This is a genomic window from Zoogloea sp. JDB1, from assembly GCF_056724025.1.
Genome location: NZ_CM161496.1, coordinates 607,301 through 620,539 on the forward strand (window position 1 = coordinate 607,301; position 13,239 = coordinate 620,539).

Genomic DNA, 13,239 nt, shown 5'->3' on the forward strand with positions numbered 1-13,239 from the left:
GGCCTCAGGCGTGGGCGCGCAGCCGCGCTGCCGCCTCGGCAAAGCGCAGGCTGTCGATGAGCTGGCCCAGCGCATCGACTTCGTCGGCGCCGACGCGCGTGGCGAGGGCGGAGCGGAGGTCATCGAAGATCCGCAGCGCATCCACATCCTGCTCAGCCAGGGCGGTGAGCAGGGCCTGCAGTGCGTCGCGATCCAGCCCGGCGGGGCGCCGCTTCTCCGCCTCGCCGACGACCTCCGCCGGGGCATCCAGCAGCGGCGCCAGATCCGCCTGCAGCCGGGCCATCTCGCTCTCCAATGCGTCGAGCAGGGGTGCCGGGTCGGCAGGGGACGCTGCTCTGAAGAGGGATTCCAGCTGCCCGGCCAGTCCGGACACCGCCTTGGCCGCCATGTTGCCGGCCAGGCCCTTCAGCTTGTGCGCCCGCTGGGCCGCCGCCTCCCGGTCGCCGTGGGCCAGATCGGCGCGCAGCCGGGCGACCACGTCGGAAAACTCATCGCGCAGGCCGCGCAAGGCCCACAGGAACAAGTCGCGATCGTCGAGGAAGCGGCCTCTGGCCTCCACGTCGTCGATACCGGGAATGACCGGGAAGGCGTCACCTGGCACCAGCGCAGCCGGCGGCGCGGCGATGGCGGCCGGGGCCGGTCGCTCCCGGCGGACCTTGTCGCCCACGTGGCGCAGGATCGCCGCGACCATCGCGTCCAGCTCGAAAGGCTTGGTCAGGAAACCCGACATCCCGGCTGCAAAGGCGCGCTCGCGCTGGCTGGGCAACACGCCGGCGGTCAGCGCGATGACCGGCAGCTCGGTGAGGCCGAGATCGCTACGGATCCGCCGCGTCGCCTCCAAGCCGTCCATGACGGGCATCTGCACGTCCATCAGGACCAGATCGAAGGCGGCCGGCTCGACGCCCAGCAGGGCGACGGCGGCCTCGCCGTTGTCCATCACCTCCACCGTAGCGCCCTCGAACTCCAGCAGGCGGCGGGCCACGTCCTGGTTCACCGTGCTGTCGTCCACCACCAGCACGCGCAGGCCGCCCAGCCGCGCATGGGCCGGGCCGCTCGGGCCGGGCTCTTCCAGCACGTCGGCCATTTCGGCGATGTCGAAGGGGAGCTCGAACCAGAACTCGCTGCCCTCCCCCGGCTGGCTGTGCACCCCGATCTGGCCGCCCATCAACCCCACCAGCTGGCGGCAGATCGCCAGCCCCAGGCCGGTGCCGCCAAACTGCCGGCTGGTGGACGCATCGGCCTGCACAAAGGCGTCGAACAGGCGCGCAATCTTGTCGGCGGGAATGCCGATGCCTGTATCGCGCACCGTGAAGCGCAGGCGGACATGCCCGGCGTCCCGGCTGATGACGCCAACCGCCAGCACGACCTCGCCGACGGCCGTGAACTTGATCGCGTTGCCGGCCAGGTTGTGCAGGATCTGTGACAGGCGCTGGGCGTCGCCGACCAGCGCATGCACATCGGCCGGCAGCGGCGCCAGACGCAGGGTCAGCCGCTTGCCAGTCGCCGAGGCGGTGAACACGTCCACCACGTGGCTCATTACATTGGCCAGCACGAAGGGCTCCGGCGCCAGTTCGAAATGGCCGGCCTCGATCTTGGAGAAATCCAGGATGTCGTTGATCACTGCTACCAGGCCGCGGCTGGCGGTCTGGACAGTGCTCACCAGATGGCGCTGCTCGGCGTCGAGCCGCCCCCGGGCCAGCACCTGCACCGTGCCGACGATGGCGTTGAGAGGGGTACGGATCTCGTGGCTCATGTTGGCGAGGAAGTCGCTCTTCGCCCTGTTGGCGCTTTCGGCCTGCTGCCGCGCCTCCTGCAGGCCCCGCTCGGCTTCCCGGTGCTCGCTGATGTCGGTATAGGTCAGCAGCGTCCACCCGTTGGGCAGCGGCGTCCCCTCGATTTTCAGCGACACGCCGTTGAACTGGGTCCGCTCGAAGACCACCGGCTGCGCACCCTCCATGGCCTTCACGAAGCCCGCCAGCACCTGCTCCCCATCCGCCTCCCCGTGGTCGCCGCGGGCCACGTTGAACCGCACGAAATCGTCGAAGCGCACGCCGGCACGCCCGCACAGAGCCGGCGGATAGACCAGCAGCGACGCGAACAAGCGGTTCTGCAGGACCAGATTGCGCTGTTCGTCGTACACCACCAGACCGAAGGGCAGGCTCTCGATCACGCCCCGCAGCAGGCTGGTCTGCCGCTCCAGGCTGCGATTGGCCTCCTCGCTCTCCAGGCCGCGCACGCGCAACTCGGCATTGGCTGCTTCCAGATCCTTCTGGACGTGCTTGAGGTCGCTCACGTCGACGAAGGTTGCCAGGAAGACGCCATCCAGCGACACGCCCGACACTTCCACGTCGCGCTCGCTACCATCCAGGCAACGCACGCGGATCTCCAGCGGCGTGGTGGCGCGCTGCTCGGCGAGGCCCTGCTGCACGGCCGCCGCCCACCTCGCCCGCGCCCAGGCCTGGTAATCGGGATCGGGCACCGCCTGGCGCCACCAGTCGTCGAGGCTGCGCACCTGCCTCTCGGTGTAGCCGAACAGGCGCATGAACTGCTCGTTGCGCATGGTGATGCGCTGGTCCTCGATCAGACCGATGGCGATCGGGGCGCACCGGATGAAGTTGCGGAAACGGTTACGCGCGTCCTCCAGCTCCCGGGTCCGTTCGGAGACCCGCGTCTCCAGGCCTGCCGCAGCCTCACGGAGCGCCTCCCGCCGGGTCAGCAGGCTACGGGTCATCGCCTGTACCGCATCGGCCAGGTGGCGGACCTCCGTGGTGCGCGAACGCACTTCGGGCAGCAATTCCTCCTCGCCCTGCTGAACGCGCCGGGCAGAATCGGCCAGTTGCTCCAGGGGCTGGCTCAGGCGGCGGGCGAACAGGAAGACGACGCCCCCCAGGCCCAGCGTTGTCAGAACGGCCAGCAGCCACTGGGCCTGGCGCAAGGCGGCAACCGGCGCCAAAGCCTTGTCCACCGGCTCTCGCACCACGATCTTCCAGCCGAGGGATGACGCCACGGGGCTCGGCAGCAAGGCGGCAGCGGTGAAGAAACGCCCCTCCCCGCCCCACGCCACCTGGGTATAGCCCACGTCCCTGGGCAGCTCCAGCGGCACCTCGCCGGCACCGACCGCCTGGTAGGGGTACAGCACGGCGTTGCTGCGGCTGAGGACATACACCTCGACCCGATCGTTTACGGCCTCCGCCGGCAGGGCCGTGGCAATGATGTGTTCGACCCAGCTCCAGTGGGAATGGCTGGCCAGAATGCCACGCCACTCGCCCCGCTCGTCATAGATCGGCGCGGCGAAGTCGATGAAGCGCAGGGGCTCGCCGGAGCGCTGCTGCGGCAGGTGCTTGGCCAGCAGCAAGGCTTCGTGGATGTCGCCGATGTAGGCCCGCTTCTGGCCCTCGATGAACCACGGGCGCTTCTGCACGTCTGCACCGGCCAGCACCCCATCCGCGGAATTGAGCACGACGCCATCGGGGCTGGCGACGCCGATCCACGCGTACTGCGGGTGGGAGTGCTTCATGCGCTCCAGCACGCCGCGCAGGTCGCCCGCCTGCAGGCTGCCGCGGGTCATCGCAGGCGACTGGGCCAACAGGGTGATTTCCCGCGCCCGCTCCTGGATGTTGCCATCCAGCTGGACCGCGATCGCATGGGCCAGATCGCGCAGCGCAGCACCCCGTTCCCGGGTCAGTGCCGCCGTCGTGATCTGCTCCAGATAGAGGCTGTGCCCCAGCGCGACGGCCAGCGACAAGCCACCGAACAGCAGCGTCAGACGGACGCGGAAGGAATAGAGCCAGGCTGGCATGGAGCTCCGAACATTAAGGGCGAGGCATGGCCGACAACCCGTCGCGCCATGATCTCAGCATAGCCTGGATCAGTCACCCGATTCGATCAGGGAATCCTCATCGTAGCCGGGCCCGACGGTCCCGACCCGGTTGACGACCCGCGCCCGACCCGCGGCCTTGGCGGCGTACAGGGCTTCGTCGGCCAGGGCCAGCAGCGCCTCCGGCGCGGCCAGGCGGCGGGACGGCTCCACACCGTCGCAGGGCAGGACCAGCGTGGCGACCCCGACACTGACGGTGACGTGCGCAGCGACGGCCGACGCGGCATGCGGGATTGCCAGCGCCGCCACGCTCTGGCAGAGGCTCTCGCCGAGGCGGAAGGCGTCGGAGGCATTGGTGGCCGGCAGGAACAGCGCGAACTCCTCACCGCCGTAGCGCGCCACCAGGTCGCCGGCCCGCCGGGCGATGCCCGCCAGCACGCGGGCCACCGCACGCAGGCAGGCATCGCCGGCCGGATGCCCGTAAGTGTCGTTGAAGCGCTTGAAGTAATCCACGTCCACCATCAGCAGCGACAGCGGCGCATGGCTGCGCAGCGCGCGCCGCCATTCCAGTTGCAGACCGTCGTCGAAGGCGCGCCGGTTGGCGATGCCGGTCAGCGCGTCGGTGGCGGTCAGGCGGCGCAGTTCGTCGCTCTGGCGCTTGAGGGCCAGATGGGTGCGGACCCGTGCCTGGACCACCGGCGGGTTGAGCGGCTTGGGGATGAAATCCACCGCACCGATCGTGAGGGCATGGGTCTCCGACGCGGTGTCGGTGTGAGCGGTGACGAAGATCACCGGCACATGGGCCAGCGCCGGGTCGGCCTTGATCCGGCGGCAGGTCTCGTAGCCGCCCAGACCGGGCATCTCGGCATCCAGCAGCACCAGGTCCGGCGGGTTCTGGCAGATCTGCAGCAGCGCGTCCTCGCCGCTGGTGGCGAAATGGATGCGCGCCATTCCGGTCAGCAGGCGGCTCAGGAGGCGAACCATGCTCGGGTCGTCATCGACGACCAGCAGGCGTTGCGCGGGATCAGCGGGTTCCGGGTTCAGTCCATCCACGACCAAGGTTCTCGTCTGGCTCATCGTCAGACATATCGTAGCGGAAGCGGGACCTGCCGACAGTCAGGAATATCCGATGTGTCGTCCTCTGCGGCAGGCGGGCACAGACACTAGACAGGTTCGCCCTGCTCGGCGTCCGGCATCACGGTGACGCGAACTTCCGGCGCCTGGGCCAGGCCGCCGAGGATCACGCCGCGCAGCGGCGACACGTCCTGGAAATCGCGCCCCCAGCCGAGGGTTACGTGGCGCAGGTCGGGCTGGATGCCGTTGGTCGGGTCGTATTCGACCCAGCCGTTGTGCGGGCACCACACCGCCACCCAGGCATGGGAGGCGTCGGCGCCGATCAGGCGCGGCTTGCCCGGCGGCGGATCGGTGAGCAGATAGCCGGACATGTAACGGGCCGGCAAACCGGCGGACCGCAGCGCGGCGATCATCAGGTGGGCGAAATCCTGGCAGACGCCGCGCTTGCGCTGCAACACCTCATGGACCGGGGTGTTCACCTCGGTGGCTTTGGCATCGAAGGTAAAGGTCTCGAAGATCAGCGCCATCAGCGCCTGCGCGCCGGCGAGCACGGGCACCCCCGGCTTGAAGGCTTCGCCGGCAAAGGCCGCCAGCGCGGCGCTGCACGGAACCCGCGGCGAGGCGTACAGGTAACGCAGCGCGTCGAGGGAGTCCGCATCGCGCGGCTCCGGGTGGTAGCGCAGGCTGTCGCGCACCGTCTCCCATGGCGGCGAATCCTCTGGGTCCGGCAATTCCCGGCTCATCACCGTGACATGGCTTTCGGCGCGCACCAGCAGACCGTCGTGGGGCGTGTCGAGGGACAGCCAGGCGACCGGGTTGCCGAAGGCGTCCTCGCCCTCGGTCAGGTGGGCCAGGTCCGGTTCGACAACGATGCGCCCGGATTCGCGGCTCTGCCACGGCAACTCGCGGGGAATCAGGTGCAGCAGGTGCTGGGCCAACGACACCGGCACGCCGCAGGGGGCGTACTCGGTTTCGTGGAGGATGGTGTAGGCGGCGGAACGAGTCATGGGGCCTTCAGGCGGCAAAGGTGGCCTGGCCGGTCTGGCCGACGTGGCTGAAGAAGCGCATCGCCAGGCGGTCGGACAAGGTGCGGCCGGCGCTGCCGAGACGGTCGAAGAGCCCGGCCAGCTGCTGGCTGGCATCGACCCGCTCGAGGGCCGGACAGACTGCCTCCAGGCGCCCCCACGGGAAGGCGCGGATTGCCGCGAAACTGGCCTCCAGCTCGGCCACGCCAAGGTCGACCTTCTCGTCGGCTTCGAAACGGGCCAGGTAATTGCTGGCCATGCGCACCTGGAAGGCCAGCGCATGGGGGTTGCCGTCGTCCGTCGTCAGCATGTGCAGCGCCGGCAACAGCTCGGGCTGGGCGCGGTAGCGGGTACGGTAGGTGATGATCGAATCGCACAATTCCAGCAAGGCCTCCACCGCCAGCTCCCGCTGCAACGGACCGTTGATGTCGCCATAGGCGCGCAGGAAGCGCGCCAGCGTGCGGGCCAGGTAGTCCAGGCGCTCGACGCGGCGGCCGACGATGTGCAGGCGCCAGCCGGTGTCTCGGGTCATGTTGTCCATCGCGAAGCCGGACAGGGACACGAAGGTGGTCAGCGCGCCATCGAGGAATTCGAGCAGCGCCGATACATCGGTGACCGTCGCGCGGGCGGCCTCCAGCTCAGAGGACAGGCGCTTGAGGGCGTGCCAGTGGTCGAGGGACAAGTGCTCGCGGGCCTGCGTGGCACACCACATGAGACGTTGCAGGTTGGCTGCCAGGCCGCTGTCGGAGCGGCGATCGAGCACTGCGCGGAACAGATCCAGCTCGGCCTTGGCGATCGGCAGGTTACCCACTCGGGATTCGATCAGGCCGGCCCCCGCTGCCAGTTCAAGCATCATCGTCAGGGCGCCGGCACGCTCCGAGCGCCGCCCCTCCGAGAGCCGCGACAAGGCCAGGCGGGCCAGACGTGCGACGGCATCGCAGCGTTCACCATAGCGGCCGCACCAGAACAGGTTCTCGGCCAGACGCGACGACAGGGTGCCGGTTTCCTTGATCAGATCGCCGACGCGGATGTTGTTGTTGAGCAGGCTGAAGCTGGCCACCGGGCCGTCGGACAACACCCAGGTGTCCTTGCTGCTGCCGCCCTTCTGCATGGTCAGGATGCGCGTGTTGTCCACCCCGGCGACGCGCGCCAGCCCGCCGGGCAGCACGTTGTAGCCTTCCGGCGTGATCGCCGCGTAGACCCGCAGGCCCATCGAACGGGTCAGCAGCTTGCGGCGCTGGCCGCCGCCCCAGGCCGGCGCACGGGACAGCTTGACCAGTTCCTGGGCGACGAAGGCCGAGGGTTCGGCCTCGATGCGCCGGGTGACCTCGTCGAACTGGTCCTCGGCGAGCTGGTCGCCGAAGATGACCTCGTTGCCGCCGCCTGGAAAGGTCTGCTTGATGACCAGGCTGCGCAGGTTCTCCAGCACCTCCTTGCGGGCCGGCCCCTCGCCGCACCACCAGGTGGCCACCGACGGCATGGCAATCTCCTCACCGAGCAGGTGGCGGCAGATGCCCGGCAGGAAGCCCGGCAGCGCCGCCGATTCGAGCAGGCCGCTACCCAGCGCGTTGGCCACCAGCACACGGCCGGCGCGCACCGCACCGAGCAGGCCGGGCACGCCGAGGGCCGAGTCGGCACGTAATTCCACCGGATCGCAGAAATCGTCGTCGAGGCGGCGCAGGATCGCATGCACGCGCTTGAGACCGGACACGGTCTTCAGGAAGACCGTATCGTTGCGCACTGTCAGATCCTGCCCCTCGACCAGCGGGAAACCCATGTTGCGGGCCAGGTAGACGTGCTCGAAATAGGTTTCGTTGAACGGCCCCGGCGTGAGTAGCACCGTCAGCGGCGGCTCGCCGTCGGTCGGTGCCTGGTTCGCCAGACTGCGCTGCAGGCCACGGAAGAAGCCCGACAGGCTGCGCACCTGCATGTCGCGGAACAGGTCAGGGAAGGCCCGCGACACCAGCTGGCGGTTCTCCAGCGCGTAGCCGGCGCCGGACGGGCTCTGGGTACGGTCGGCGATGACCCACCAGCGGCCATCCGGCGAGCGGGCCAGATCGGCAGCATAGAGGTGCAGGTAGGCGCCACCGGGCGGTTTGAGGCCGGAGCACGGCCACAGGAAGCCCTTGTGGCCATACACCAGCTCCGGCGGCAGCAGGCCCTCGGACAAGGTCGTCTGGGCGCCGTAGAGGTCGCCGAGCAGCGCGTTGAGCAGGCGCGCCCGCTGCGTGATCGCCGCCGAGATGCCGCGCCACTCGTCGGCGGGCAGGATCAGCGGCAGCAGATCCACCGACCACGGACGGTCGGTGCCGCGAGGGTCGGCATAGACGTTGTAGGTGACACCGTTCTGCTGGATGCCGCGGGAGAGCTGGGCAGCCCGCAGCTTCAGGGTGTCGGCACTGGATTCGTCGATGTGATCGAGGAATTCCTGCCAGTGCGGGCGCACGCCATCTTCACCGAACAGCTCGTCGTAGCTGTCGGGTCGATAGGGGTAATGGGCAAGGATGGAGCTGGACATCTTGCGAAACTAGCACACACCGACCGGACCTCCGTGCTACGGACGGCACGGAAGTTGTTGATTTTGGTAAAGCGGGCAGGGGCCACCGTGGGAGCGAACGAGTTCGCCCCCAACGTTTGAATCCCCCCGAAGAGACCGGGAAGCCGCCGTCAGCGCCGCAGATCAAGCGTGAAGGGGAACTCCTTCTCCACCGGCGAGACCTGCACCGCCGGTTCGCCCGGCGTGTGGCCCATGCGGAAGAAACGCGCCAGGCGGCGGCTCTCCGCCTCGAAGGCGTTGATCGGGAAGGTCTCGAAGCTGCGCCCGCCCGGGTGCGAGACGTGGTACTGGCAGCCGCCGAGGGAGCGGCCGGTCCAGGTATCCACCAGATCGAAGACCAGCGGCGCGTGGGACGGGATGGTCGGGTGCAGGCAGGACGGCGGCTGCCAGGCCCGGTAGCGCACGCCGGCGACGTGCTCGCCGACGGTGCCGGTGGGCTGCAGCGGGATCGTGCGGCCATTCACCGCCAGCAGGAAGCGGTCGTCGGACATGCCGGAGACCTTCACCTGCAGGCGCTCGACCGACGAATCGACGAAGCGCACGGTTCCGCCGATGGCCCCCTCCTCGCCCATCACGTGCCACGGCTCGAGGGCGCCACGCAGCTCCACGTCGATGCCGCGCACCGCGAAGTCGCCGATCTTCGGGAAGCGGAATTCCAGATGTGGCGCGAACCACTCCGGCTTGAAGCCGAGGCCGTGGTCCTGCATGTCCTCCATCACGTCGTTGAAGTCCTGCTCGACGAAGTGCGGCAGCAGGAAGCGGTCATGCAGCTCGGTGCCCCAGCGCACCAGCCGCTGCGGCTGGTAGGGGGTTTCCCAGAAGCGCGCCAGCAGGCCGCGCAGCAGCAGTTGCTGGGCCAGCGACATGCGCGCGTGGGGTGGCATCTCGAAGGCACGCAGTTCGAGCAGACCGAGGCGGCCGGTGGGGCCATCCGGCGAGTACAGCTTGTCGATGCAGAACTCGGAACGGTGGGTGTTGCCTGTTACGTCGATGAGCAGATTGCGCAGCAGGCGGTCGATCAGCCACGGCGGCACCTCCTCGCCGGCCTTCGGGAACTGGCGGAAGGCGGTCTCGATTTCATACACCGAGTCGTTGCGCGCCTCATCGATGCGCGGCGCCTGGCTGGTCGGGCCGATGAACAGGCCGGAGAACAGGTAGGACAGGCTCGGGTGGTTGTGCCAGTAGGAGATCAGGCTGCGCAGCAGGTCCGGCCGGCGCAGGAAAGGCGAATCGGACGGGGTGGCGCCGCCGAGCACGAAGTGGTTGCCGCCGCCGGTGCCGGTGTGGCGGCCGTCCACCATGAACTTCTCGGTGGTCAGGCGCGAGTAGTGGGCCGCCTCGTAGAGGTGGGTGGTGCGGTCCACCAGCTCTTCCCAGTTGCTGGCCGGATGGATGTTCACCTCGATCACGCCGGGGTCGGGGGTGATGCGGAAGTGGGTCAGGCGCGGGTCGGACGGCGGCTCGTAGCCCTCGATGACGACCGGCGTGCCGAGTGCCTCGGCGGTCGCCTCCACGGCGGCGACCAGCTCCAGGTACTTCTCCAGGCTCGACAGCGGCGGCATGAAGATGTGCATCGTGCCGTTGCGCGGCTCGGCGCACATGGCGGTGCGGACGATCCAGTCGGCGGACTTGAACGGCTCCGGCTTGCGGTCGGTGGGGCTCAGCTTCTCGGCGTCGCGAGCGGCCTTCAGCGCGGCGGCGGCGCGCGCCGCGGCGGACGAACCGAAACCGGCCTCGCCATCCTTCAGCGCGTTGAGCACGGCGGTCTGGCCGCCCGGCAGCTGGCGGCGGATCGCGGCGTACTCCGGCAGCGGCGGGAAGACCTGGTGGTGGTCCGGCGGATTGACGTAAGGGTAGTCGCCCTTGGCCACCCACGGCTGAGAGTCCAGCGGCAGGCGGTAACCCACCGGCGAATCGCCGGGGATCAGGTAGCAGCGCTCTTCGCGCAGGAACCACGGCCCGGTCTGCCAGTCGCCCGTGTAGCTGTTGAGGCTGACCGGCAGCACGTAGCCGACCGGGTTGGGCAGGCCGTGCTCATAGACGCGGCGGATGCGGTCGCGCTCCAGCGGGTCGTCGAGGCGGGCGTCGAAGGGGTCCACGTTGCCCGGCAGGCGGCGCTCCCGCCACAGGTAGTAGAAGGCATCCTCGTAGGCCGGGAAGACCCGTCGCGGGTCCAGTGCCAGCCGTTCGGCAATGCCGGCCAGGAAAGCGTTGGCCTGGGCGGCATCCACGTCGCCCGGCGCCGACGCGTCGGCGATCAGGTCCGGGTTGGTCCACACCGGCTGGCCGTCCTTGCGCCAGAAGCAGGTCAGCGACCAGCGCGGCAGCTGCTCGCCCGGATACCATTTGCCCTGGCCGAAGTGGGCCAGGCCGTGGGGGCCATATTTCTCACGCAGGCGGTGATAGAGGTCTTCGGCACGGACGCGCTTGGTCGGGCCCATCGCCTCGGTATTCCACTCGGCGCCGTCCGGATCGTCGATCGACACGAAGGTCGGCTCGCCGCCCATCGTCAGGCGCATGTCGTTGGCGTCGAGATCGGCGTCGATGAGATGGCCGAGGGCTTCGATCTCGGCCCACTGCTCCTCGGTGTAGGGCTTGGTGACCCGCGGCGCTTCCTTCACGCGGGTGACCTTCATGAGGTGCTCGAACTCGCACTCGCACTCGTCGATGAGGCCGGAGATCGGCGCTGCCGACGACGGGTCGGGGGACGCGGCCAGCGGGATGTGGCCTTCCCCGGCGAACAGGCCGGAGGTCGGGTCGAGGCCGACCCAGCCGGCGCCCGGCAGGTAGACCTCGGTCCACGCGTGCAGGTCGGTGAAGTCCACCTCGGTGCCCGACGGACCGTCGAGGGATTTGACGTCGGCCTTCAGCTGAATCAGGTAGCCGGACACGAAGCGCGCCGCCAGGCCCAGGTGGCGCAGCAGCTGGACCAGCAACCAGGCCGAGTCGCGGCACGAGCCGGTGCGCTTGGCGAGCGTCTCTTCCGGCGTCTGCACGCCCGGCTCCATGCGGATCACGTAGCCGATGTGGTTTTGCAGGTCGGCATTGAGCTTGACCAGGAAGTCCACCACCCGGGTCTTGTCGCGGGAGATGCCGTCCAGGTACGTCTTGAATTCGGGGGTGAGCTCTTCCTTCAGGCGGTACGGGGCCAGTTCGTGGCTGAGGGCACCGGCGTATTCGAACGGGAAGTTCTCGGCCTCAGGCTCCAGGAAGAAGTCGAAGGGATTGATCACCGACATCTCGGCGACCAGGTCCACCTCCACGCTGAACTCGGTGACCTTCTCCGGGAAGACCAGGCGCGCCAGGTAGTTGGACTGCGGGTCCTGCTGCCAATTGATGAAATGGGGCTTGGGCAGCACACGCAGGGAGTAGGACAGGATGCGCGTGCGGCTGTGGGGGGCGGGCCGCAGACGGACGACTTGCGGGCCGAGGTTGATCGGCCGGTCGTACTTGTAGGAGGTCAGGTGATTCAGGGCGACATGGATGGTCACGGGATACTCCGTTCTTGGGGCGCGGTTTGCAGACTAGTTGTCTGAGTTAGCAAGCTTCACGCCAAGCGGTTTACGCCGCTCCTGTTGCGTGGATGTTGCGATCCTGCATCAAACCAAGGCTTTTGGAGTATCAAAACGGGGATGGGACGTGCTGACCCGGCGACAGCCCACCGTGCACGCACCAAAATGGACACCGGGATATGCACCAATAATGTGCATATCCCGGTGAGAAGGTCGCGGAAGCTTATGGCGCTAGGCCACGACGGCGGTCCCGGCATCCGCCATGGCACCGTCGAACCAGGCCAGCTTGCCGGCCAGGCTGACCACCTCGCCGACGATCAGCAACGCCGGCGGCTTGATGCCGGCAAGCAGTGCCCTGTCCGGCAGCGTCTCGAGGGTGGCGGTGACGATGCGCTGGCGCGGCGTGGTGCCGTTCTCGACCAGCGCCGCCGGGGTCTGCGGGGAACGACCGTGGGCGATCAGCGCCGCGCAGTGGGACAGCAGCATGCCGACCCCCATGTAGATCACCGCGGTCTGGTGCGGGCGCGCCAGCGCCGTCCAGTCCAGCGCCGATTCGCCGGCGCGGCGATGGCCTGTGGCGAACACCACCGACTGGGCGTAATCCCGGTGGGTCAGCGGAATGCCGGCATACGCCGCCACGCCGCAGGCGGCGGTGACGCCCGGCACTACCTCGAAGGGGATGCCGGCGGCCAGCAGTTCCTCCAGCTCCTCGCCGCCGCGCCCGAAGATGAAAGGGTCGCCGCCCTTCAGGCGGACGACGCGACGGCCGTCGCGGGCCAGCTCGACGAGCAGGCGGTTGATGTCTTCCTGCGGCAGGGTGTGATGGCCGGCTTCCTTCCCGACGTAGATGCGCTCCGCATCGGGCCGGGCGAAATCCAGCACGCCGTCGCCGACCAGGTGATCCACCACCAGTGCGTCGGCCTCGCCGATCAGGCGCGCAGCACGCAGCGTCAGCAGCTCGGGGTCGCCCGGCCCGGCCCCGACCAGTGCCACCCTGCCCGGCGGGCGAATGCCGGTGGCAAGCGGCTTGAACGTCTCGGCCGGAGCGCTGCCGCGGCCACCGACGAGCTGGTCGACAAAGGCACGCAGGGTGCCGGCGGCAGGCAGGCCGAAGCTGGCGGTGGCAGATGGAGGCATGGCGGAACTCCCGGAATCATGACGACCGCAATCTATCAGCCGGCCACCTTTTTCGAACTTGACCCGAGTCAAGGAAGGGGAATAGCCCGGAAGCGCACTCTTCGCCGCAAGCGGGAT

At 68.8% G+C, this 13,239-nt stretch carries 6 protein-coding genes; all 6 read right to left on the reverse strand.

What is annotated here, in order from left to right; translation table 11 throughout:
* Positions 1-4: 4 nt before the first annotated feature.
* The 6 genes from AC1PPK_RS02710 to cobA all read right to left on the reverse strand — a co-directional run bounded on the left by AC1PPK_RS02710 (position 5) and on the right by cobA (position 13,122).
* The gene (locus AC1PPK_RS02710) at positions 5-3,799 is read right to left on the reverse strand and encodes an ATP-binding protein (protein ID WP_481116313.1); all 3,795 of its coding nucleotides are present in this window, start codon (positions 3,797-3,799) and stop codon (positions 5-7) included.
* A gap of 69 nt (positions 3,800-3,868) precedes the next feature.
* On the reverse strand, positions 3,869-4,894 hold the full coding sequence (locus tag AC1PPK_RS02715; RefSeq protein WP_481116314.1) for a diguanylate cyclase domain-containing protein: 1,026 nt from the start codon (positions 4,892-4,894) through the stop codon (positions 3,869-3,871).
* A gap of 86 nt (positions 4,895-4,980) precedes the next feature.
* Positions 4,981-5,898 (reverse strand): transglutaminase family protein, encoded by a 918-nt coding sequence (locus tag AC1PPK_RS02720; protein ID WP_481116315.1) that lies wholly within the window; start codon positions 5,896-5,898, stop codon positions 4,981-4,983.
* Between the two features lie 7 nt (positions 5,899-5,905).
* The gene (locus AC1PPK_RS02725; protein WP_481116316.1) at positions 5,906-8,434 is read right to left on the reverse strand and encodes a circularly permuted type 2 ATP-grasp protein; all 2,529 of its coding nucleotides are present in this window, start codon (positions 8,432-8,434) and stop codon (positions 5,906-5,908) included.
* Positions 8,435-8,583: 149 nt separating this feature from the next.
* On the reverse strand, positions 8,584-11,964 hold the full coding sequence (locus AC1PPK_RS02730; RefSeq protein ID WP_481116317.1) for a transglutaminase family protein: 3,381 nt from the start codon (positions 11,962-11,964) through the stop codon (positions 8,584-8,586).
* A 252-nt stretch (positions 11,965-12,216) separates the two neighbouring features.
* Positions 12,217-13,122 carry a uroporphyrinogen-III C-methyltransferase gene (gene cobA / locus AC1PPK_RS02735; RefSeq protein WP_481116318.1) on the reverse strand — a complete coding sequence of 302 codons (906 nt, stop codon included), beginning with the start codon at positions 13,120-13,122 and terminating at the stop codon, positions 12,217-12,219.
* Positions 13,123-13,239: the final 117 nt, after the last annotated feature.